A 23,090-nucleotide genomic window follows, 5' to 3' on the forward strand; every position below is an offset into this window, starting at 1 on the left:
CAATGCCGGAACCGACCTTTTCGGCAGTTCGACACGTGGGGACTAGAACGATGAAAGCAGTTTCGCTGGGTGGCCAGACGGGCGCGGGGTTCGTACCGGAAGGAGAAGCGGCAGGCAAGGCGCAATCGCATGGGCAGGGCGGCCAGGGACAGGCTGTGCGGCTCAAGGGTTTATCGGTGAAGGCGATGTTGCGGCTGGCGTTTGCGGTGCTGCTGATCGGCACGCTTGCGATCGGCGTGTTTTCGCTGACCCAGATCAGCCGCCTGAACGGTTCCGCGCAGTCCATCTACGACCAGGGGCACATCGCCAGCCGCGCCGCCGAAGAGGCGCGCGGCCACATGCTGCGCGCGAGCCGCGCGCAAAAGATGCTGCTGACCGCAACCACCGCGAAGGAGCGCGACGAGCTCGGCGCCGACATCGATAAGGGTTTGAGCGGCCTTGCCGCGCAACTCGGCACGCTGCAACAGTACGTCGACGCATCGGACGCCAAGGCCGTCGATCAGCAGAAGAAATTCGCCGCTGCCGTTGCTACATGGAGTGGTCACTTGCGCGATTTCGTGACGCTGGTGAAAGCGCAGCCGCTCGATCTGTCGCAGATGAACTGGCAGGTCGGCACGCAGGACGTGTCGCTGCTGGTCGAAACCGGCAAGCTCGAAAAACTCGTCGACGAACTGGTCGCGCAACGCGGCACGGCTGCGAAGGCGACCATCGAGGCGTCGGGCTTTATCTACCACTCGTCGTTCGTGATGATCGCGGTGATGACGGTCGCGCTGATCGTGCTGGCGTTCGGCATCAGCGAATGGGTGGTGCGACGTCTGGGCGCGCAACTCGGCGGCGAGCCGGGATACGCGAAGGAGATTGCCAGCCGGATCGCGGCGGGCGATCTGTCGAATCAGATCGTGCTGGGTCGCAAGGACAAGTCGAGCATGTTGTACGCGCTGCACGACATGCAGAGCGGCCTCTCGACCACGGTCTCCGACATTGCCGCGAGCGCCGATGCGATTGCGACTGCATCGGGTGAGATTTCGATGGGCAACCAGGACTTGTCGCAGCGCACCGAGCAACAGGCGATGGCGCTCGAGCGGACGGCGAGCAGCATGGAGCAGTTGACGTCGACGGTACGGCAGAACGCGGATAACGCCAAGCAGGCGAGCACGCTGGCCAATAACGCCTCGGAGATCGCGGAGAAGGGTGGCGCGGTGGTGGGTCGCGTGGTCGCGACGATGAACGAGATCAACGATAGCGCGCGGAGTATTGGCGACATCATCGGCGTGATCGAGGGGATTGCTTTTCAGACCAATATTCTGGCTTTGAATGCGGCTGTCGAGGCGGCGCGGGCGGGTGAAGAAGGGCGCGGGTTTTCTGTCGTTGCTGCCGAAGTGCGGAATCTGGCTCAGCGCAGCGCGGCTGCTGCGAAGGAGATCAAGGGGTTGATCAGTACTTCTGTCGAGCGGGTGAGCAACGGGTCGACTTTAGCCCAGGATGCCGGGCAGACGATGGATGAAGTCGTTAAAGCCGTGAAGCGCGTGACTGACATCATGGGCGAGATTTCGGCTGCTTCTTCCGAGCAGAGTGCCGGGATTGAAGAGATCAACCTTGCGGTGACGCAGATGGATTCGGGTACTCAACAGAATGCCGCGCTTGTTGAGCAGGCTACCGCGGCTGCTCGGTCTTTGGATGACCAGGCGCGGGGGTTGAAGTCGATGGTGGGGAAGTTCAGGTTATAAATTTGCGGTTTTTTCCTGCGCGGGGCTTATTGGCGTTGTGCTTGCGGTGTGGCCTTTCCTTGTTTTGTTATTGGTTTATTAGCGTTCCCCCTGTGCGGGGGGGCACCTACTTTTCTTTGCCGGCCGCAAAGAAAAGTAGGCAAAAGAAAGCGGCTCACACCGCTAACTTTTAAGCGGGTCCCCTGGCTTGGAGGAGGCAGTGGAGCATCTGGAATCGGTGCTCTCGCACACTTCGCGCTGGTGACAAGGCAGTCATACTTCCGGCGGCGCTGCGCGCTCCGTAGCGGTACTTCACAAAGCCGACCTCCATTTTCGCGCTAACGCTTCGCTTGACGCATCCAGCAACGCTACGCGCGCCGAAGCATACCTCATAAAACCCTCGGGCCCTTCCGGCGCTTTCTGCGCCTGCGGTTGTTCAAGCGTGACGGCTGGTCTTCATTGCGCTAGCGTAACTCGCGCTGCATTTCGTTCGGCGCAGTGGCCCGCGCGTCCACAATTCAGTGCCTCGCCGAGGCAAAGCCGATGGCTCCCACCGCGCGCAAACAAAGCCACTGGTTTCCCTTGCAGACCGATGCGACAAGTACACAATGCGAGGCGGGAAGGATAATGCCGGAGGCCCTTATCTGCGATCGGTGTTGAGAAGTACCGCTGCGGCGTGCGCAGTGCCGCCAGCCAGGCACGGCCACGCAAACCTCCAGGCGGTTTGATGAAGTACCGCTACGGCGCGCGCAGCGCCGCCGGAAGTATGACGGCCTTGTCACCAGCGCGGAGTGTGCGAGAACACCGATTCCAGATGCTCCACTACCTCCTCCAAGCCAGGGGACCCGCTTAAAAGTTAGCGGTTTGAGCCGCTTTCTTTTGCCTACTTTTCTTTGCGGCCGGCAAAGAAAAGTAGGTGCTCCCCCGCACAGGGGGAACGCTAATAGACCACTAACAAATCAAGGAAAGGCCAACGCCGCAGGCGTACAACCAGAAGCGCCGAGCAGGCAAACAGCACAGGGGCAACGTCAACAAACCACTAAGAAAAGAAAAATCCACCGCCATAGGTACACAGGGATAAAGCCCCGCGAAGGCAACCTCATCAGCTTGGCTTAACGACAACAGTACAAGTAATGCCTGCTGCAAGCACGACATCATCAGGCACAGAATCGATCCTCACCCGAACGGGCACTCTCTGTGCCAACCTCACCCAGTTGAAAGTCGGATTCACATCCGCCAGCAACTCGCGACTTTCGGGATTATCCCGATCATAAATCCCTCGAGAGATGCTCTCGACATGTCCCTGGAGGGTGCCGCCACTCATCAGCCGAACTTCGGCCTTATCGCCGACGCGCACATGAGGCAGCTTCGTCTCCTCGAAGTACCCATAAACCCAGAAGGAATGGCTATCGACAATAGCCAGCTTGGCAGAGCCAGCAGTCGCATAATCGCCGCGAAAAACATTGAGATTGGTGACATACCCGTCTACAGGCGAAACCACCCGCGTGCGCGCAAGATTCAGCCTGGCAGCATCAAGCGCGGCCAAAGCTTGCTGATAAGCAGCGTCGGCAGCGGAAGCCGTGTGAGTCGCATTCTCACGGCTCTCTTTGGACACGACCAAAGCATCCATATCCGCGCGCCGCTGCGCATCGTCCCGCTTCATCTGCAACTCGGCCTTGCGCGCGGCAACCGCCGCTTGCGCTTGCTCGATAGCAATCTCATAGTGCGACGGATCGATCTGCATCAACAGATCGCCCTTTTTCACCAACTGGTTGTCCTTCACCGGCAGGTCGACAACCGCGCCGGACACGTCGGGCGCCACATTCACGATCTCGGCGCGCACGCGCCCGTCGCGCGTCCATGGTTCATCCATGTAATGAACCCACAACGCGCGTCCAATCAAAATCGCGACGACAAAAATAATGGCTGTCGCGACGAAGCCCACGATATTTCGGATGGTCATGTTTCGACTCTGATCAACGATAAACGGCGAGACCCAGCACGCCGCACACACACACGAGCAAGCTGGCCCGGAACAGGGACGGATGCCACACCACGCGATACAAGCCCGTATAGGCAATCACGCGGTCCAACACCCAGGTAAGCGCGGCGCCCGCGATAAACAGCAGCACGATGGCCGGCACGTAGGCGTCGAAAACGGCAATATCACGTGGCATGACGAACTCCTTCAGACGCGCCGGCGTGTCCGCTCACCAGCGTTTCCAGCGGCGATTGCGGATCGAGCAGCGCGGTACGAATGAAATGCAGTTGACTCAGGACGCGTTGCAGTCGATGGCGCTCCTCACGCGGCGGCGTGAAAGTCGCCAGCATCTGCTGAACCGCGGCGATCGCATCGACGGTCGCCGCCAACGCGCGGTCGAAGCGGTCCGCGCGCGGGTGCTCGAACAGCGCGGTCACCGCGTTGCGCATTGCCCGCAGCGACACGCGCCACGGCATCGTCTTCGCATAGCGCGCGTCGGCGGGCAGCGCCGCCACTTCGCGGCGCAGATCGATCATCGCGTTGCCCACTTCGAGCACCGAGAACAGCCAGCGCAAGGTGTCGCGCCTGAGTTCGGGTTCGTTCGGCGCGAGCGCGTTGATCTGGAACATCAGATCGCGCGCGCCGCTCTCGAAGCGCGAACGCACCCGGTTCATGCCCGCACGGCTCGCCAGCGCCACCTGGCGGCGCAGGTCCACCAGCAGGCGGTTGCGCAGCCACGGCGTCGACGGTGGCAGCAGCACCGCAAAGGCAATCGACGACACCAGCATCGACAGCACCAGCGCTATCGCATCGTTGATGAAGCCGCTCGGATCGTAGTGAATCACGTTGTCCGGGCCGGCCAGGAAGCAGAAGAAGATGCAGTAGCCGACGCCGTAGCCGGCCAGCGACGGGCGCGTCGTCATGAATACGCCGAGCAGCAGGAACGGCGTGAGCGCGGCGCACAGCAACGGAAACCCGTCGATGTGCGGATACACGCCGAACACCGCGATCATCCCCATCACCGAGGCGACCAGCGTGCCGCCGCCCATCTGGATCGTCGTGCGCATCGGATTCGGCGACGACGACGCCAGCGCGCAGGTCGCGGCCGCGGTCAGCACGAGCGTCGTGCCGCTCGGCCACGCGGTCGCGATCCAGAACGCGCCGAGCACCGTCATGACGATGGCCGCGCGCAAGCCGGCTACGCCCGCTGCGATTGCATTGGTCTTCGGCTCGTAACGCTCGATCCAGCGTTCGCGCTCGTGCATATCGACCGCGAGCGACGCGTAAGTCGCCGCATACGCATGCAGATCGTCGACGAAGCGGTACAGCAATTCCGCGCCGGTGTCGAAATCGAGCAGCGGCGCATCCGCATGCGTTTCCAGTGCGTCGCGCGTCGCGCGCACGCGCCTGGGCAATGCGGCCTTGTAGGCCTCGAGTTGCGCGGCGGCGTGCGCGGCGTCGGCGGCGCTCAGTACGGGCTCGCCGGACTTCGCGAGCAGCGGGGCGATGTCCTTGAAGTACGGTTCGAGCGCATCGATCGCGACGGCCGCGCCGCTCGTGTTTGCATCGCGCAGCCGGTTCATCAGCTGATGCAGCGCATGAAAGCGCGTCGATGCCGTCATGAACTCGCTGTTCAGACGCGCCAGGCGCCCGCCGCGCATCCGCGAGTCGGGGCCTTCGAACACGGCCACGCTGCGCGCCGCTTCGAAACCGACGATGTCGGCGACAAAGCGCGCGTTGGTGGTCTCGATCTGCGCGCGGTCGTTGCGGCCCGCCAGCGACGCGGACACGTACTCGACGAACGCCGAGAAGCGCGCACGCACGGTGCTGCGCATCTGCAAGCCGGCGTACTGCGGCAATACGAGGCCACTAACCGCGCCCGCGCAGATGATGCCGACCACCACTTCGGCGACCCGCGTGAGGGCGCTCAGAAACGCGCCGTCCGGATGCTGCGAAGCGGGAATGCCGATCAGCGCGGCGGTATAGCCTGCCAGCACGAAACCGTAGGACCTGAAGTTGCGGTTGCGCGCGGCGCCCGCGGTGCAGATGCCGACCCAGATGGCGGTCGCCACGATGAACATTTCCGGCTGCTGCGCAAACAGGCCGATCAACGCGAGCATCACGACGAGGCCGACCAGCGTGCCGCAGATCCGGTAGAAGCTTTTGGCGAACACCATCCCGCTTTGCGGCTGCATCACGATGAACACGGTGGTCATCGCGGTGCGCGGTTGCGGCAGATCGAGCTTCATCGCGATGCCGAGCGCGAGAAAACAGGCCGCGAGCGCCTTGAACAGATAGACCCACGTGCGGCCGTCGGTGCGAGCCCAGTCGGCGACGGTCGTGTAGAGCGCGGCGAACGAGCCCGGCTGCGAGGCGGGAGAAGGGGCGGCGGACATGGTCGGCTTCCTTATTCTGCCGCGCTCGCGTCTGAGGACGCGCGGCGGGTGTTCGTCGCAGTGCTCAGACGGGCGTTGCCGTCGGCACGCTTTGCCGCAACGGTCGAATCGGCGGCTGCTTTGGCGGTGCCCTTGGCCTTGCCGTGCCCCGGCAGCGTCTCGTTGTCCTGCGGACCGTTGGCCGGTTCGTCGAGGCCGCCGCCCAGGGCGGTGACCAGCGACGCATGCGCGCCGAGGCGCTCGGCCTGAATCTTCGCGACGCCTTCTTGCGCGCGCAGCAACTGGCTTTGCGCGACCAGCACGTTCAGATAGTCGGTCAGGCCGCGCCGGTAGCCTTCGCGGGCCAGATCGTAGTTCTTGCGAGCCGCCGCGACCGAGCGGTCGGCGTCGTCTGCCTGGGTCGCGAGCGAGCGGATTCGCACCACCTGATCGGCGATGTCCTTGAGCGCGCTGACGATCGACTGGTTATAGCGATCGACGGCTTCGTCGTAGCCCGCCGACGCCGCGCCAAGTTGCGAGCGCAGTCGCCCGCCGTCGAAGATCGGCAGCGACAGCGCCGGACCGGCGCTCCAGCTATGCGACGGGTTCTTCAGAAACTGGAATAGCGGCCCCATCGCCGCGTAACCGCCGAACGACGCCAGCAGATTGATGTCCGGATAGAAATCGGCCTTGGCGACGTCGATGCCGCGCGCCTGCGCCGCCACCGTCCAGCGCGCCGCGACCACATCGGGCCGGTGGCCGATCAGATCCGCAGGCAGCGTACTCGGCAGGCCGGCCGGCGCGTCGAGCGCGAGCGTCGGACGCCGGATCGCATCGCCCGCGCCCGGACCTTTGCCGGCTAGCGCAGCCAGTTGATTGCGGCCGAGCGCGATCTGCTCTTCGATTGCATCGATCTGACGCTCGTATTCCGGCAGCGGCGTTTCGGCCTGGCTCACTTCGAGTTGTGTGCCGATGCCGCCCTTCAGACGGCGTGTGGCCAGATCGGCGATCTGCTGCTGTTGCTGCAACGTGGCTTTGGCGATGTCGAGCAGCGCGTAGTTCATCGACATCTCGATGTACGTGCGCACCACATTGCCTTCCAGTTCGAGCTGGGCGGCGCGGGCATCCGCGGCACTCGCGTGAGCGGCGTCGAGCGCACGTTCGGCGGCGTTCCTGTCCTTGCCCCAGATATCCAGGTGATACGAGAGCCCGAGCGTGCCGGTGTTGTTCCACGACTGCTCGCCCGCAAGCGGGCCCGGGCCGTAGTACAGGTTGTCGGCCCATTTCTGACGCTGGATCGACAGACTGCCGTTGACCTGCGGCGCCAGCGCCGAACGGGCCACGCCCGCCATCGACACGGCTTCGCGCACACGCGCCTGGGCGACGGCCAGCGTCGGATTACCGGCCTGTGCCGCTTCGATCCATTGGTTGAGTTGCGGGTCGTTATAAGCGCGCCACCAGCCGGCGGCGGGCCATTGCGCGTCGGCATTGGCTGCCCGGATGGCGTTGCCCGCGTCGAGCGAGGCGGGCTCGATTCCGCCGCTGGCTTGCGGCGCGATGCCTCCGGTACTGGCACAGCCGGCGATTGTTAATAGGATCGTAAGAACCGCGGCGGCGACGATCCCTTTCGGTACCGGAGACTGCACGATTTCCTCCATAAATAGCTATAGAACCTTGTGCCTCATTATATTTTTTGATTGATTGGGGAATAACCGGTAAAGGTGCAAGGCATTTTTACGGAATGTGAGACAATCGCCTTTGCGAATTGTGCAACAATCGCTTCGAGTCATCGAGGAATAGTATGGATACGCTCCAAAACATGCGCGTATTTGTCCGTGTCGTCGAAGCGGGCAGCTTTACGGGTGCTGCGCAGCACCTGAACACGACCACGGCGTACGCGTCGCGCGCGGTTTCGGATCTGGAAGCGCACCTACGCACGCGGCTGCTGAACCGCACCACGCGCCGCATCGCGTTGACCGAGGCAGGCGAGCGCTATCTGCAACGCTGCGAACAGATCCTCGCGTACGTCGATCAGGCCGAAGCGGAAGCGAGCGACGCCCACGCGCGCCCGTCCGGCAAACTCAAAGTCCACGCGATGACCAGCTTCGGCCAGCACTATGTGGTGCCGGCCGTCGGCCGCTATCAGCAGCGCTATCCGGACGTGCACATCGAACTCACGCTTGCGCAACGCCTGCCCGATCTGCTCGACGAAGGCTTCGACGTGTCGCTGACGCTCGCGACCGGTCTGCCGGATTCGGGGCTGGTGTCGCAGCGCCTGGGCAGCGCGTTCAGCATTGCGTGCGCGTCGCCGGCTTATCTGGAGCGGCACGGCGTGCCGCAAACGCCTGCGGACCTCGTGCGCCACACCTGCCTGCAAATGGTCACGCCGGTGTTTCCCGCCGATAAATGGACCTTCGACGGCCCGAACGGCGAAGAAACGGTCGTGCTCGGCCCGGCCACGTTCCAGGTGAATGTCGCCGAAGCGATGGCAGCGGCGGTGTCGAGCGGCATGGGCGTCGGGCTGATTCCGATCTACTCGGCGATCAGCGGCTTGCGTAGCGGCAAGCTCGTATGGCTGCTGCCGGCGTACACGTCGCAGGAAATGAATCTGTATGCGCTGTATCCGTCGCGGCAATATCTGGACGCAAAAATCCGCACCTGGGTCGAATTTCTGCGCGACGAACTGCCCGCGACGCTGGCGGTCGACCAGACCGAGTTGCGCCAGTTCGCGCGCACCTGAAGCCGCGCCGGGCGGGCGGTCGACCATCGTCGACAGTCGCCGGCGCGTTGGCGTGACAGCCTGTTGCACAAGTGCCGCGTCGCAACATTTCCTTACTTCTGCGCCGCGACCGATTTGCTAACGTGTCATTCATGCGCTGCCGGTTTCAGCCGGACGTGTTCAATCAGCCGCCGTTCGGCATATCGCAACAATTGGAAGGACGAGGGATTCATGGATACGCATCTGATGATCGGCGTGGCCGTCATGTTGGGACTGATCGGAATCGCCGCATCGCGCGATTTGCTGCGCCGTTTGCGTGAACAGCAGCCGAAGCTGGTGCCGATCAAGGCCGAGCGCCCGGCGGATTTGTCTGCCCAAAGGCGCGACTGCTGAGTTTGGCGGCAGCGCGCGTCTGCCGCATTCAGCCTACCCGGATCGGCCTCAAGCCAACGCTAGATTTCCACCACCTTGTCCCATTCGAACTGCGGATTTTCCGGCTCGCGGGTACGCCGGTCGAGATAGCCGCGCGGATTGCAGACCACGCGCGTGCCGTTCACCGTGTAATCGAACGACGTATGCGTATGTCCGTGAATCCACAACGCGACGGGCGCACGCACCAGTTCCGGCAGATGACTGACGAAGCCGGCCGAGACACGGTCTTGCGCGTAGCGCTCGGCCAGACTCAGCCGATGCGGCGCGTGGTGCGTGACGACGATCGTCTTGCCCCCGAACGGTTTGGCCAACTCGCGTTCGAGCCATGCGCGCGCCTGCCTGTGCAGCGCGAGGGAGTCGGCGGGTGTGAAATCGCGCGGAGAATCCAGCGTGTCGTGCGGCCAGTTCGTCTGGATCAGGCCGCGGAAGTCGAGCATCACCCGGCGCGATGCATCGATGGATTGGGCGAGCGCGGCTTCGTCGGCGCCGTATAACGCGAAGTCGGTCCACAAGGTCGTGCCGAGCACGCGCCAGCGGCCCTGCGGGTCGACCAGCGCGGCGTTGTTCAGCACGTGCACGTTGTCGACCGAGGCCGCTGCGTCGTAGAGCGCCGTTTCGAGTGCGCCGAATTCGCCGTCGTAGTACTCGTGATTGCCGGGCACGTAGATCACCGGCACGGCGCCGTCGAAAGTTTGTGCGGCCCAGCGCGGCCCGGCCGCGTGATTGTGGATGTCGCCGGCAAGCACGATCAGATCCGCCTGCGCATGCGGGACCAGCTCGGGCTCGTCATTCTCCAGATGCAGATCGGACAGCACTCGAATCTTCACGAACGACTCCTGCGATGGGCCTCGAACCGGAGGCTTCAGACCTTAGCGTAGCACCTTGCCCGGGTTCATCAGATTGAGCGGATCGAGCGCGCGTTTGACGGCGCGCATCAATTGCACCTCGACGTTCTGCTTGTAGTGCATCGCTTCGTCGATCTTCAATTGGCCGAGCCCGTGTTCGGCGCTGATGCTGCCGCGGTGACGATGCACGTTGTCGTACACGATCTGATTGATCGAGCTTTGAAACGCCTCGAGGAACGCTTTCGCGTCGACGCCCTCGGGCGCCTGCACGTTATAGTGCAGGTTGCCGTCGCCCAGATGGCCGAACGTGACCATCCGCGCGCCCGGCACAGCCTGCGCGATCGCCGCGTCGGTTTCCTCGATGAAGTGAGCGATGCGCGAAATCGGCACGGCGATATCGTGCTTGATGTTCAGACCTTCTTCCGCCTGCGCGAGCGGAATATGTTCGCGCAGATTCCAGAACGCCCGCGATTGCGTGAGGTTTTCCGCGACCACCGCGTCTTCGACGAGGCCTTCTTCGAGCGCGATTTCCATCAGGCGCTCGAACAGGCCGCGCGCATGTTCTTCGCTTTCGCTGTCCGACAGTTCGAGCAGCACGACTTGCGCGTGCGGCTCGGCGAACGGATAGCGCATCTGTGCAAAATGCCGGCCGACCAGCCGCAGACAGAAATCCGACATCAGTTCGAAACCGGTCAGGAGCGGCCCGGTGACGCGTTGCGTCAACGACAGGAAATCGAGCGCCGCATGCGGCGACGCGAGTGCGGCGAGCGCCGTGACGCGCGCGGCCGGCTGCGGATGCAGCTTGAGCACGGCAGCGGTGATGATGCCTAGCGTGCCTTCCGCGCCGATGAACAGGTCGCGCAGATCGTAGCCGGTGTTGTCCTTGCGCAGTCCGCGCAGGCCGTCCCACAGTTCGCCTTGCGGTGTCACCACTTCGAGGCCCAAGCACAACTCGCGCGTGTTGCCATAGCGCAGCACGCCGGTGCCGCCCGCGTTGGTGGCGAGATTGCCGCCGATCGTGCAGCTGCCTTCGGCGGCGAGGCTCAATGGGAACAGCCGGCCCGCTTCCTCAGCGTGCTTCTGCACCTCGGCGAGGATGACGCCGGCTTCGACAGTGATCGTGTTGTTGTGCGGGTCGATGTCGCGCACGCGGTTCAGCCGCCGCAGACTGACGACGGCTTGCGCGCCGCTCGCATCCGGCGTTGCACCGCCGGCGAGCCCGGTGTTGCCGCCCTGCGGCACCAGTGCGACGCGATGTTCGACGGCGAGCCGGACGAGCGCCGCGACTTCTTCAGGCGTGGCCGGACAGAGTACCGTGCAGGCCGCGCCGGTGTAACGGCGGCGCCAGTCGGTGAGGTAGGGCGCGGTGTCGTGCGGGTCGGTCAGGACATGGGCGGCGCCGATGGCGTTGCGGCAGGCGGTGACAAAAACGGCTTGGGTCATGATGGTCGGTCAAGGTGTTCGGCGGATAGGTTGCGTGGGAAGCGCGCTCCTCATTGGGCGCTTCCCCTGGCCTGCTTTGCGTTCTGTTTTGCTGCCTGTTTTGCCGCGCGCTTGAACGGCGCGACGTACGCGAGCGTGCAGACGAAAAAGATCACTGCGAGTGCGGTTTCCAGCCAGCCGAGGCGCGCACTCAAACCGTGGTCGCTCCAGCCGCGTACGATGCCCTCGGCAAAATACAGCAAGATCAGCATCGACGCCCATTGCAGCGTGTAAAGCCGGCGCCGCCAGACGCCCGGTAGCGCGATCAGCAGCGGCACCGCTTTGAGCACCAGCGCCGAGCCGCCTGGCCGCAGCGGCGCGAGCCACCATTCCCAGCCAACCGACAACACGATCAAAGCAAGCAGGGCGGCTGTCGCGCCGAACCCGGCTAGGTGATTTTGCGGCCCGAGTGGGGGAATGACGGTTGCGGTTGTCGCGCTGGCTGCCGCGCGGTTTGCCACGTCCGGCCCGCCGCTCACGGACGTTCGCTCATCGACGCCGCCGTGCGCGCGACGCGTGCACCCAAGGCGATCGCGAGCGTTTTTTCGTCGGCGGAGATGCCGTGGTCGGCGCTGCCCGCACGGGCGAAATGCGACGCGCCGTACGGCGTGCCGCCGGTTTGCGTGGTGCTCAGCGCGCTTTCGGTGTATGGAATGCCGATGATCAGCATGCCGTGATGCAGCAGCGGCAGCATCATCGACAGCAGCGTGGATTCCTGGCCGCCGTGCAAACTGCCGGTCGACGTGAACACGCACGCCGGTTTGCCCGCCAGCGCGCCGGACAGCCATTGCGGTGTGGTGCCGTCGAGAAAGTACTTGAGCGACGCAGCCATATTGCCGAAGCGGGTGGGCGAGCCGAGCGCCAGACCGGCACATTCTTCGAGGTCGCGCAGTTCGACGTAGGGCGGACCTTCAGCGGGAATGTCCGGCTGGGCCGCTTCGCAGACGGTGGAAACCGCCGGCACGGTACGTACGCGTGCCTGCATGCCGGGGACGCTGTCGACGCCGTGCGCGATCGCCAGGGCGAGCTCGCGCGTGGCGCCGTGACGGCTGTAATAGAGCACGAGAATGTCTTTCATAGGCCTCATCGGTGAACGGGTATTATAGGGGTTGGGTCCGCTGCAGAGGCCATCCATAGCCGTTCGGCCAGGCTTCGCGCACTGTCCTGAAACACCGGTTCACGAAGCAAGGAGGTGGGGTTTGTTGTCCAGGGTGCGTTTCGATCTCGACACGCTCAAACGGCTCGCGCAGTTTGCCGCGAAGCGTAGCGGCGAAGACCGCATTCCGCAGGTGGCCGGCAGTCTCACGTTCACCACCATGCTCGCGCTCGTGCCGCTCGCCACGGTCGCGTTCGCGTTGTTCACCGCGTTTCCGATTTTCAGCTCGTTTCAGGAATCGCTGCAGTTTTTTCTTGCCGAGCATCTGATGCCCGCGCAACTCAACAGTCAGATTTTCAACTATCTGAACCAGTTCGCGTCAAAGGCCAAGGGGCTGACCACGATCGGCATGATCCTGCTGTTCCTCACCGCGGTGATGACGATGATGACGATCGAATCCGCCTTCAACGTGATCTGGCGGGTGCGCAAGGCGCGGCCGTTTGCGCAGCGCGTGCTGGTCTATTGGGCGATCATTACGCTCGGACCGATTCTGATCGGCGTGAGCCTGTCGATTTCGTCCTATCTGTTCACGCAATCGATGGCGTTCACGGCGACCCAGCATATCCCGGCGATGATCGAATGGGCACTCGCCGGCGCGGCTCTACCGTTGACGGCGCTCGCCTTCACGATTCTTTACGTCTATCTGCCGAACTGCCGGGTGGAATGGCGCGATGCGGTGATCGGCGGCGTCACTGCCGCGATCGCGTTCGAACTCGGCAAGCGCGGCTTCGGTTACTACGTGCGCCGCATTCCTACCTATACCGCGGTGTACGGTGCATTTGCCGCCGTGCCGCTGTTCCTGCTGTGGATGTACCTTTGCTGGTTCATCACGCTGGCGGGCGCGATGATCGCGTCCGCCTTGCCGGCTATCCGCATCGGCCAGTTTCATCGCCCGACTTTCGAGGGCAGCAATCTGTTCGACTCGCTCGAATTGCTCGCGCGGCTTTCAGAAGCGCGCGATGCGGGCAAGCGCGGCTACACGGTGCAGGAGCTCTCGCGCATGCTTCGCCGCGACATGGACACGACGCTCAATTTGCTGCAAAGGCTCGAGGAGATCGAATGGATTGCGAGCTTGCAGGAAGATGGCACGCACCCGCATTTCCTGCTGCTGGCGAATCCGGCGCAGATCACGGTCGAGCGCCTGTTCGGCCTGTTCGTGATCGATCGCGCGGAGCTCGAATATCAGCTTGGTCTCAACTCGACGCGCGTGGATGGCGCCACGCTTCTGGCGGCGCTCGAGAACGACAGGCTGAAAGTGACGCTCGCCACGCTGCTGGCGGCGCGCGCCGCCGCGCGTGGGGTGGCTCGTCCAGAGGAAAATGAGCAGGGGACTCCTTCAATGCCGCATCAGGCCGCCTGAAGTGACAGTGGAACTGCGGCGAAACTACAGCGAAATCTTCCCGACGCAGATGTCCTTGAACATGACCCAGTCACCCATCAGGCTATAGAGCGGGTGCCGGAAAGTCGCCGGCCGGTTCTTCTCGAAGAAGAAATGCCCGACCCAGGCAAAGCCGTATCCGCAGACAACGGCCGCCGGCAACCATAGCCAGTCGCCGGTGGCGAGCGCCATGGCCAGACAGCCGATCACGCCGAGCGAACCGACGAAATGCAGCCGCCGCGAGACCGTGTTGCGATGCTCGCTCAGGTAAAACGGATAGAACTCCGCGAAACTCGCGAAGTGATCGGTGTGCGCGGTTTGAGCCATCACAGCCTCCGAATTTCGATTCTTCTCGACTCCGTGCCCGCCGTTTCCGAGGTTTCGGACGCGTGTGGAGTTTTAAGGCGCGCTCAAAACCGGGCAGGCTTGAGTCATTGTGCGGCTATCGGCTCATGCGCGCAACCTGGCCATTCGGCCGATGGTGTGCGCGCATCGGCGCGGTTATCGTGACGATTCGTGGCGGCTATTCGTGGAAACTACCGAGCGACGGTTGCCGCCTTCGAAGCGAAGCTGAACAGGGCGTCGAGCGTGGCATCGGGCTGCTCGGTCATCAGCGCGTGACCGGCGTCGAGCGTGATGGTGTCGACCGGTACGCCGGCTTGCACGAAAGCGTCGGCGAGCGCTTTGGCCGCGCGCGGCGGCGTCATCGCATCGCGCCTGCCGACGATCAGCCGAGTCGGGCAACGTACCTGCGTGGCGCGCGCGAGGCCGTCCGCGTAGCTGTTGCAAGCGGTGAAGTCAGTGTGGAACAGATGCGGTTCGCCGTTCGCCGAAACGCGCTCCATCAGCCGCTGATTCATGCCGCGCAGCCAGAAGCCGGGGCTGGGGCACGAAGGCTTGGCGGCGAGCGTCGAATGCGACCATTGATTGACCATGTCGATTGCCTCGGACTCGCGATGCAACGCGGCGTCGAGCAAGGCGTCGGAGACGGTCATCGGCACCGCGGTGGCGAGGAGAGCAAGGTGTGTCGCACGTGCCGGATAGCGGCCGGCGAAGTCGAGTGCGACCAGCGAGCCCATGCTGTGACCGGCCACGAACGCGCGTTGCACGCCGGCGGCGTCGAGCAGGGCGGCCAGCCAGTCGGCCATGGCCGCCACGGTGGCAAGCGCCGGGCCGTCGCTGCGGCAGTGTCCGGGCAGATCCACGGCCAGCACGCCGAAGCCGTGGTGCGCGAAGTAGCGCGTTTGCAACGCCCATACGCTATGGTCGTGCTCGGCGCCGTGAATGAACACGGCGGTCGGCAGGCTGGCGTCGAACGGTTTGCCGCCGGTATAGGCATAGGCCGGTTTGGCCTGAACAGTGAGGATCATGCGGACTCCGGGCGCGGTGCGCCGCCGGTAGCGGATGCGGCGGATGAACTGGACAGGCCGGCTTTGGGCGTAGTCGCCCCGCCTGCTTTCTGGGCCGCTTTCAGCGCGCGCTTGAGGTCGTCGATCAGATCGTCGGGATCTTCCAGGCCGATCGAAAGGCGGATCGTGCCTTCGGCGATGCCGGCTGCGGCGAGCGCGGCGGCGTCCATACGGAAGTGCGTCGTCGATGCCGGATGGATCACCAGCGAGCGCGCGTCGCCGACGTTCGCCAGATGCGAGAACAGCGACAGCGTTTCGATGAAGCTGCGGCCGGCCGTGCGGTCGCCGCGCAGATTGAAGCTGAATACCGCGCCCGCGCCGCGCGGCAGCAGACGCTTCGCGAGCGCATGGTCAGGATGCGTCGGCAGTTCCGGATAGGCGACGGTTTCGACCGCAGCATGGGCGGCGAGGAATTCGACCACTTTGCGCGTATTCGCGATGTGCCGTTCCATTCGCAGCGGCAGCGTCTCGATGCCTTGCAGCAGCTGCCAGGCGGCCTGCGGATGCAGGCAGGCGCCGAAGTCGCGCAGGCCCTCGCGGCGCGCGCGCAGCAGGAACGGCGCGACGCTGCTTTCTTCGGCGAACACCATGCCGTGAAAGCCTTCGTACGGCTCGGTGAATTCGGGGAAGCGGCCCGACGCCTCGAAGTCGAACGTACCGCCGTCCACCAGCACGCCGCCGATCGTCGTGCCGTGGCCACCGAGGAATTTGGTCGCCGAGTGGTAGACAAAGTCGGCGCCGTGCTCGAACGGTTTGAGCAGATAGGGGGTGGTAAAGGTCGAGTCGACCAGCAGCGGCACGCGGTGCTCATGCGCAATCTGCGCGACTGCGGCGATATCGAGCACGTCGAGGCCCGGATTGCCGAGCGTTTCGCCGAACAGCAGGCGCGTGTTCGGACGCAGCGCCGCGCGCCATGCGTCGAGATCGCCCGGTTTGACGAAGGTCGTCTCGATGCCGAAGCGCCGCAGCGTGTAGTGCAGCAGGTTGTGCGAGCCGCCGTACAGCGCGCTGGAGGCGACGATATGGGAGCCGGCGCCCATCAGCGTGGCGATCGCCAGATGCAGCGCCGCCTGGCCGCTGGCCGTGCCGATCGCGCCCGCGCCGTTTTCCAGCGCGGCGACGCGCTCTTCGAACACGGCCACGGTCGGGTTCGAGATTCGCGAGTAGACGTGGCCGGCGCGCTCCATATTGAACAGCGCCGCGGCGTGGTCGGAATCGCGGAACGAAAACGAGGTAGTCTGGTAGATAGGCGTGGCGCGCGCGCCGGTGGTGGGGTCGGGGGCTGCGCCGGCGTGCAGCGCAAGCGTATCGAAACGGTTGGCGGACATCCTTGGCGGCGAAGCCACGGGCGGCTTCGCGAAAGGTGAAAGTGGCGGCAATCCTATCACCGGCACGAATCGCTTCAAGCGCGGTTTTCCCGATGGCCGCCGCCCGGGTTTGGCCCGGTGCGGCGCGCGAATGCCCGCTGCGCCTTGGCGGGCGGGCCGCTTTCCTTTTATGGGTCTTTCCGCTAGGATCGAAAATCATCCATGTTTTTCAAGCTTAGCGGGCGTTACGGAGACAAATCATGCGAGTCAGCGACATCCTTAAAGTCAAGGGCAACACCCTTTTCACGGTCACGCCGGATACGCCGCTGCACGACGCAGTCAATGCGATGGCTGAGCACGATATCGGCTCGCTGGTCGTGATGGAATACGGCGACCTCGTCGGCATGCTGACGTTTCGCGAGATTATCCTGATCTTGAGCAAGAATGGCGGCAGCGTCGGCACCTCGACGATCCGCAAGGTGATGGACGATCATCCGCTTACCTGCACCCCGGAAACCGACGTCAATGAAGTGCGGCGCATGATGCTCGAACATCATGTGCGCTATTTGCCGGTGCTGGAAAGCCGCACGCTGATGGGCGTGATCTCGTTCTACGACGTCGCGAAAGCGGTGGTCGAGGAGCAGGGCTTCGAGAACCGCATGCTCAAGGCATATATCCGCGATTGGCCGGAAGAACAGCAGGAACAGCACCCGGCGCGTTGATTCATGGGGTTCGCGCGGCGCTCGAGCCGTTGTGGCGAGCGTGAAGGTGCACGCAAGGCGCGCGCGAAAGCGTGCGTTTTTTTTGTGTCCGGCTCAGCGTCGATGTCCGTGGGCGGCCTGATGTCGGGTCTGCGCACGTCCGTTTGTCCTTCGTTGCTCTTTTAGTCCGTTCTCCGATCTTCATGAGCGATCGTCCGTTACCCGCCGCCCGCCGCGCCGCCCGTACTCACGAGGCGCACGAGTCCCAGTTCCGCCTGCTCGGCCAGCGCCGTTTCGCGCCGTTTTTCTGGACCCAGTTCCTCGGCGCGATGAACGACAACGTTTTCAAGATCGGTTTTACCTCGCTCGTCACGTATCAGGCCGCGCGCTTTTCCGGCGTCGATCCGAAGATCGCAGCGTTCCTGATTTCGGCGATTTTCATTCTGCCGTTCGTGCTGCTGTCCGCTACCTCCGGCCAGATCGCCGACAAGTACGACAAGGCGATGCTGACACGCTTCGTCAAGAGCTTCGAAATCGTCGTGATGCTGATCGGCGGCGCGGGTTTCTGGCTGCATAGCGCGCCGTTGCTGTATCTGTGCACCTTTTTGATGGGTGTCCATTCGACGGTGTTCGGGCCGGTCAAGTATTCGTACCTGCCGCAGCATCTGTCGAAGGCGGAACTGGTCGGCGGCAACGGCCTGGTCGAGATGGGCACCTTCGTCGCGATCCTGGTCGGGACGATCGTCGGCGGCGCGGGGGCGGCTTTCGCCGAGCACGGCGCGGTGCTGCTGGCGTGCGCTTGCGTCGCGATTGCGCTGGTCGGACGGGCCGTATCGAGCTTCGTGCCGGCCACGGCGGCGCCGCAGCCCGATTTGCGCATCAACTGGAATCCGGTCACCGAGACGTGGCGCAACCTGAAGCTGGCGCGCGAAAACCGTACGGTGTTTCTGAGCCTGCTGGGTATCTCGTGGCTGTGGTTCGTCGGCGCGACCTTTCTGTCTTCGTTTTTCCGTTTCGCGAAAGACGTGCTGTCCGCCAATCCGGATGTCGTGACCGTGCTGCTCGGCACGTTCTCGATCGGCATCGGAATGGGGTCGCTGCTGTGCGAAAAGCTCTCGAAGCGGCGTATCGAAATCGGCCTCGTGCCGCTCGGCTCGATCGGGATGAGCGTGTTCGCGATCGATCTGTTTTTCGCTAGCCACGCGCTGCCGGCGGTGGGTCACCTGTTGAGCGTCGGCGAGTTCCTCGCGCGGCCCGCCCATTGGCGCGTGCTGGCCGATCTGTTCCTGCTGGCGATGTTCGGCGGCTTCTACAGCGTGCCGCTCTATGCGCTGATCCAGAGCCGCAGCCAGCCGAGCCACCGGGCGCGCATCATCGCCGCGAACAACATTCTGAACTCGCTGTTCATGATCGTCTCGGCGCTGATGGCGATGGGCCTGACCGCGGCGGGCTTCAGCATTCCGGCGATTTTCCTCGTCACGGCCTTGCTCAACATCGTGGTGGCGACCTACATCTATTCGCTGGTGCCCGAGTTTCTGCTGCGCTTCGTCGCCTGGGTGCTGGTGCATACGTTCTACCGGATTCGTCTGGTGCATGCCGAACGCATTCCGGAAGAGGGCGCGGCCGTGCTGGTGTGCAACCACGTGAGCTTTGTCGACGCGATCGTCGTCATGGCCGAGAGCCCGCGGCCGATTCGTTTCGTGATGGACAATCAGATATTCAAGAAGCCGTTCGCCGGCTGGCTGTTCCGCCAGGCGAAGGCGATTCCGATTGCGCCCGCGCATCAGGATCCGGAGTTGCTCAAGCGCGCCTATGAGCGCTGTGCGCAGGCGCTCGCCGACGGCGATCTGGTTTGCATCTTTCCAGAGGGCAAGCTGACCAGGACCGGCGAGATGAATCCGTTCCGCCACGGCGTGACCGAGATCATTCGCCGCACGCCGGCACCGGTCGTGCCGATGGCGCTGCGCGGCTTGTGGGGCAGCGTGTTTTCACGCGCCAACGATGCGCGCTGGCCGCGGCCGATCCAGAAAGGCGTGATGAGCCGGCTGACGCTGGCCGTCGGCGAGCCGCTCGATCCGGCGGCTGCGACGCCGGAGGTGTTGCAGCAGGTCGTCACCGAACTGCGCGGCGCGCGGAAGTAGTGGGGACGTAGCGCGAGGGACCAGTGCGCGGAGCAGCCTTGGCCCCTTTGGGCTGGCATAATAGTGACTTCCCCCGCCTTTCTTTGGACGACGCCCATGTCCGGCAACACTCTCGGTACGCTTTTCACTGTCACGTCCTTTGGCGAATCGCATGGTCCCGCAATCGGCTGCGTGATCGATGGCTGCCCGCCGGGCGTGGCGCTGAGCGAAGCCGACATCCAGCTCGAACTCGACCGACGCAAACCCGGCACGTCGCGCCATGTCACGCAGCGTCAGGAAGAAGACAAGGTGGAAATCCTGTCCGGCGTGTTCGAAGGGCAGACCACCGGCGCGCCGATCGCGCTGCTGATCCGCAACACGGACCAGCGCAGCAAAGACTACGGCAACATCGCCGAAACCTTCCGTCCGGGTCACGCCGACTACACCTACTGGCAGAAATACGGCATCCGCGACTATCGCGGCGGCGGCCGTTCGTCGGCCCGTCTGACGGCGCCGACGGTGGCGGCCGGCGCGGTCGCGAAGAAATGGCTGCGCGAGCATTTCGGTACGGAGATTCGCGGCTATATGGCCGCGCTTGGCGAGATCGACGTGCCGTTCGTCGACTGGGCGCACGTGCGCGAGAATCCGTTTTTCGTGCCGAATGCGGAAATTGTGCCGCAACTCGAAGACTACATGGACGCACTGCGCAAGGACGGCGATTCGATCGGCGCGCGTATTAACGTCGTGGCTTCCGGGGTGCCGGTCGGACTCGGCGAGCCGCTGTTCGACCGCCTCGACGCGGACATCGCGCACGCGATGATGGGCATCAATGCAGTGAAGGGCGTCGAGATCGGTGCGGGTTTTGCCAGCGTTGCGCAACGCGGCTCGGTGCACGGCGACGAATTGACGCCGGAGGGGTTCGTCGGCAATCACGCGGGCGGCGTGCTCGGCGGCATTTCGACCGGACAGGACATCACGGTGTCGATCGCGATCAAGCCGACCTCGAGCATCCGCACGCCGCGCCGTTCGATCGACAAGGCGGGGCAGCCGGCAATCGTCGAAACGTTCGGGCGTCATGATCCGTGCGTCGGTATCCGCGCAACGCCGATCGCCGAATCGATGCTCGCCCTGGTGCTGATCGACCACGCGTTGCGGCACCGCGCGCAATGCGGCGACGTTTCCGTGGCCACGCCGAAGATCGCGGCGAGCGCACCTTGATGTGCGTTCTTTGAACGCCTTCGTTCGACTCGCGCAGCACTGTTTCGATGACCGATCCGAGCACCGGGCCGGCAGATAGCCAACTCGCGCGCCTGCATGCGCGCGCCGCCGCACCGCAAGCAGGCGTGGCCGACTGCCTCGCGCACGGACAAACGCTGCTGCAACGGGCCGGCCGCGACAAGGCCCGTCAACGCGAGGCGCTCGCCGCTCTGCTGCGCGCCTACCAACTCGATCCTTCCTGCGATCCCACGCTGCTCCATACGATTGCGCAGACGGCGTTCATCGTGCGCGACTGGGCGCTGGTCGACTCGCCCACCGCGCTGCTTCTCGCGCAGAACGCCGCCGACGGCCAACGCGCTGATCTGGCGGGCGGCCGCCGTGCAGCACTGCGACGACTTCGACATGGCCGAGCGGCATTCAACCAATGTTGCCGCCAAAGGCAAAAAACCCCTCACATATTCGGATAATTCGGCCCACCGCCGCCTTCAGGCGTGACCCAAACGATGTTCTGGGTCGGGTCCTTGATATCGCAGGTCTTGCAGTGCACGCAGTTCTGCGCGTTGATCACGAGCCGCTCGCTGCCGTCGTCGTTCTTCACGAACTCGTACACCGCCGCGGGGCAATATCGCGCTTCCGGACCAGCATAGGTCTGCCAGTTCACGTTCACCGGCACTGAAGGATCCTTCAGCGTCAGGTGAGCCGGCTGATTCTCTTCGTGGTTAGTGTTCGAGATGAACACTGAAGACAAACGGTCAAAGGTTAGCTTGCCATCCGGCTTCGGATACGTGATCTGCTTGCACTGCGAGGCAGGTTTCAGCATCTCGTGATCGGAATGCTGGTGATGCAGCGTCCAGGGCACGTTGCCGCCTAACAGCTTCTGCTCGATGCCCACCATCAACGTACCGAGGTACAGACCCTTGCTCATCCACTGCTTGAAATTGCGTGCCCGATGCAGTTCGGTATGCAGCCACGAAGTCTTGAAACTCTCCGGATAAGCCGTGAGTTCGTCAGCCTGACGCCCAGCCTGCACGGCATCGAAAGCGGCCTCAGCGGCCAGCATGCCGGTCTTGATCGCCGCATGGCTACCCTTGATCCGCGATGCGTTCAGGAAGCCCGCATCGTCGCCGACCAGTGCGCCGCCCGGGAACACCAGCTTCGGCAGCGACATCAGGCCACCGGCGGTAATCGCCCGCGCGCCGTACGACACACGCTTGCCGCCGTCCAGAATCGCGCGGATCGCCGGATGCGTCTTGTAGCGCTGGAATTCCTCGAACGGCGACAGATACGGGTTCGTATAACCCAGGCCGACCACGAAGCCCACCACCACCTGGTTGTTGTCCATGTGATAGAGGAACGAGCCGCCGTACGTGTCGTTCTCCAGCGGCCAGCCGGCGGTGTGCATTACCAGACCCGGCTTGTGCCTGGAAGGATCGATTTCCCACAGTTCCTTGATGCCGATGCCATACACCTGCGGATCGACGCCTTCGCGGAGCTTGAACCTGTCGTTGAGCTGGCGGCCGAGGTGTCCACGCGCGCCTTCGCAGAACAGCGTGTACTTCGCGTGCAACGCCATGCCGAGCTGGAAATTCTCGGTCGGCTGGCCATCCTTGCCGATGCCCAGATTGCCGGTCGCGACGCCTTTGACCGAGCCGTCGTCGTTGTAGAGGATTTCCGCAGCCGGAAAGCCCGGGAAGATTTCGACGCCCAGCGCCTCGGCCTGCTGACCCAGCCAGCGCGTCACGTTCGCGAGGCTGATCACATAGTTGCCGTGGTTCTTGAAGTTGTCCGGCAACGCCCAGGTCGGCACGCTTTTCGAGCCGGTTTCCGTGAGGAACAGGAAGCGGTCTTCGGTCACGTCCACCGTGAGCGGCGCACCTTTTTCCTTCCAGTCGGGGATCAGTTCGTTCAGCGCGCGGGGATCCATCACCGCGCCCGAGAGGATATGCGCCCCGATCTCCGAGCCTTTTTCCAGCACGCAGACGCCAATTTCAACGCCTTTTTCAGCCGCCAGCTGCTTCAGGCGGATCGCTGCGGACAGGCCAGCCGGGCCGCCGCCGACGATCACGACGTCGTATTCCATCGACTCGCGCGGGCCGTACTGCTCAATGAGACTTGCGGGGGTCATTGATGCTCCTCTTACCGTTAGAATGCTTTTTCGGGATCGTATTGTGGGCGATCGATTCCTGCACTGCAACCAAATGAACAGAGATTAGCACGATCGTTCTATTTATGTGATACGGTATTGACCCGTACCGACGGTC

At 63.8% G+C, this 23,090-nt stretch carries 19 protein-coding genes and 1 pseudogene; 8 read left to right on the forward strand and 12 right to left on the reverse strand.

The genetic code is table 11. The features are described 5' to 3' along the window. The first annotated feature begins 50 nt into the window (after positions 1-50). Positions 51-1,727: a methyl-accepting chemotaxis protein gene (locus SB772_RS26410; RefSeq protein ID WP_410836125.1), complete on the forward strand. Its 1,677-nt coding sequence runs from the start codon at positions 51-53 to the stop codon at positions 1,725-1,727. Between the two features lie 1,081 nt (positions 1,728-2,808). On the opposite strand, the gene SB772_RS26415 is transcribed toward SB772_RS26410, so the two are convergent. The 4 genes from SB772_RS26415 to SB772_RS26430 are packed head-to-tail and all read right to left on the reverse strand — an operon-like array spanning position 2,809 to position 7,708. Then, positions 2,809-3,669 carry an efflux RND transporter periplasmic adaptor subunit gene (locus SB772_RS26415; protein WP_410836126.1) on the reverse strand — a complete coding sequence of 287 codons (861 nt, stop codon included), beginning with the start codon at positions 3,667-3,669 and terminating at the stop codon, positions 2,809-2,811. 13 nt (positions 3,670-3,682) lie between these two features. Then, positions 3,683-3,883, reverse strand: a complete 201-nt coding sequence (locus SB772_RS26420; RefSeq protein ID WP_063496755.1) for a DUF1656 domain-containing protein — start codon at positions 3,881-3,883, stop codon at positions 3,683-3,685. Beyond that, a complete protein-coding gene (locus SB772_RS26425; protein WP_410836127.1) occupies positions 3,873-6,083 on the reverse strand; it encodes an FUSC family protein in 2,211 nt (736 codons plus the stop codon). The genes SB772_RS26420 and SB772_RS26425 overlap by 11 nt, the downstream gene beginning before the upstream one ends. 11 nt (positions 6,084-6,094) lie before the next feature. Beyond that, on the reverse strand, positions 6,095-7,708 hold the full coding sequence (locus SB772_RS26430) for an efflux transporter outer membrane subunit (RefSeq protein ID WP_410836128.1): 1,614 nt from the start codon (positions 7,706-7,708) through the stop codon (positions 6,095-6,097). Positions 7,709-7,863: 155 nt separating this feature from the next. Here SB772_RS26430 and SB772_RS26435 point away from each other — a divergent pair, with 155 nt between their 5' ends. Then, a complete protein-coding gene (locus SB772_RS26435) occupies positions 7,864-8,802 on the forward strand; it encodes a LysR family transcriptional regulator (protein WP_410836129.1) in 939 nt (312 codons plus the stop codon). 210 nt (positions 8,803-9,012) lie between these two features. Further along, complete coding sequence (locus SB772_RS26440; RefSeq protein ID WP_410836130.1) at positions 9,013-9,174, forward strand: hypothetical protein; 162 nt, start codon at positions 9,013-9,015, stop codon at positions 9,172-9,174. 59 nt (positions 9,175-9,233) lie between these two features. On the opposite strand, the gene SB772_RS26445 is transcribed toward SB772_RS26440, so the two are convergent. Genes SB772_RS26445 through wrbA form a run of 4 tightly spaced genes read right to left on the reverse strand, consistent with a single transcriptional unit; the run spans position 9,234 to position 12,618 of the window. Beyond that, positions 9,234-10,040: a metallophosphoesterase gene (locus tag SB772_RS26445; RefSeq protein ID WP_410836131.1), complete on the reverse strand. Its 807-nt coding sequence runs from the start codon at positions 10,038-10,040 to the stop codon at positions 9,234-9,236. A 42-nt stretch (positions 10,041-10,082) separates the two neighbouring features. After that, positions 10,083-11,501: an FAD-binding oxidoreductase gene (locus tag SB772_RS26450; RefSeq protein ID WP_410836132.1), complete on the reverse strand. Its 1,419-nt coding sequence runs from the start codon at positions 11,499-11,501 to the stop codon at positions 10,083-10,085. 50 nt (positions 11,502-11,551) lie between these two features. Next, positions 11,552-12,019 (reverse strand): DUF2069 domain-containing protein, encoded by a 468-nt coding sequence (locus tag SB772_RS26455; RefSeq protein WP_410836133.1) that lies wholly within the window; start codon positions 12,017-12,019, stop codon positions 11,552-11,554. Then, on the reverse strand, positions 12,016-12,618 hold the full coding sequence (wrbA, locus tag SB772_RS26460; RefSeq protein WP_410836134.1) for an NAD(P)H:quinone oxidoreductase: 603 nt from the start codon (positions 12,616-12,618) through the stop codon (positions 12,016-12,018). Before wrbA ends, SB772_RS26455 begins: the two co-directional genes overlap by 4 nt. Before the next feature lie 121 nt (positions 12,619-12,739). On the opposite strand from wrbA, the gene SB772_RS26465 reads away from it, so the two are divergent. Continuing rightward, a complete protein-coding gene (locus SB772_RS26465) occupies positions 12,740-14,056 on the forward strand; it encodes a YihY family inner membrane protein (protein ID WP_410836135.1) in 1,317 nt (438 codons plus the stop codon). A gap of 24 nt (positions 14,057-14,080) precedes the next feature. Here the strand turns inward: SB772_RS26465 and SB772_RS26470 are convergent, their stop codons facing one another. From SB772_RS26470 to SB772_RS26480, 3 genes are all read right to left on the reverse strand, one after another. Then, on the reverse strand, positions 14,081-14,401 hold the full coding sequence (locus SB772_RS26470; RefSeq protein ID WP_410836136.1) for an Mpo1-like protein: 321 nt from the start codon (positions 14,399-14,401) through the stop codon (positions 14,081-14,083). Positions 14,402-14,610: 209 nt separating this feature from the next. Next, positions 14,611-15,444: an alpha/beta fold hydrolase gene (locus SB772_RS26475; protein ID WP_410836137.1), complete on the reverse strand. Its 834-nt coding sequence runs from the start codon at positions 15,442-15,444 to the stop codon at positions 14,611-14,613. After that, on the reverse strand, positions 15,441-16,811 hold the full coding sequence (locus SB772_RS26480) for an O-acetylhomoserine aminocarboxypropyltransferase (RefSeq protein WP_410836138.1): 1,371 nt from the start codon (positions 16,809-16,811) through the stop codon (positions 15,441-15,443). Before SB772_RS26480 ends, SB772_RS26475 begins: the two co-directional genes overlap by 4 nt. 239 nt (positions 16,812-17,050) lie before the next feature. Between SB772_RS26480 and SB772_RS26485 the strand changes: the two genes are divergently transcribed. The 4 genes and pseudogenes from SB772_RS26485 to SB772_RS26500 form a co-directional block, all read left to right on the forward strand. After that, positions 17,051-17,512, forward strand: a complete 462-nt coding sequence (locus tag SB772_RS26485) for a CBS domain-containing protein (protein ID WP_410836139.1) — start codon at positions 17,051-17,053, stop codon at positions 17,510-17,512. 182 nt (positions 17,513-17,694) lie between these two features. Further along, positions 17,695-19,632: an MFS transporter gene (locus tag SB772_RS26490; RefSeq protein ID WP_410836140.1), complete on the forward strand. Its 1,938-nt coding sequence runs from the start codon at positions 17,695-17,697 to the stop codon at positions 19,630-19,632. Between the two features lie 96 nt (positions 19,633-19,728). Further along, a complete protein-coding gene (aroC, locus tag SB772_RS26495) occupies positions 19,729-20,829 on the forward strand; it encodes a chorismate synthase (RefSeq protein ID WP_410836141.1) in 1,101 nt (366 codons plus the stop codon). A 47-nt stretch (positions 20,830-20,876) separates the two neighbouring features. Next, a pseudogene (locus SB772_RS26500) lies at positions 20,877-21,243 on the forward strand (ADP-heptose--LPS heptosyltransferase); the annotation flags it as partial. 37 nt (positions 21,244-21,280) lie between these two features. Here the strand turns inward: SB772_RS26500 and SB772_RS26505 are convergent. Next, positions 21,281-22,954 (reverse strand): electron transfer flavoprotein-ubiquinone oxidoreductase, encoded by a 1,674-nt coding sequence (locus SB772_RS26505; RefSeq protein WP_410836142.1) that lies wholly within the window; start codon positions 22,952-22,954, stop codon positions 21,281-21,283. Positions 22,955-23,090: the final 136 nt, after the last annotated feature.

The organism is Paraburkholderia sp. SIMBA_030 (assembly GCF_046535245.1).
In the GTDB taxonomy this organism is placed as follows: Bacteria; Pseudomonadota; Gammaproteobacteria; order Burkholderiales; family Burkholderiaceae; genus Paraburkholderia.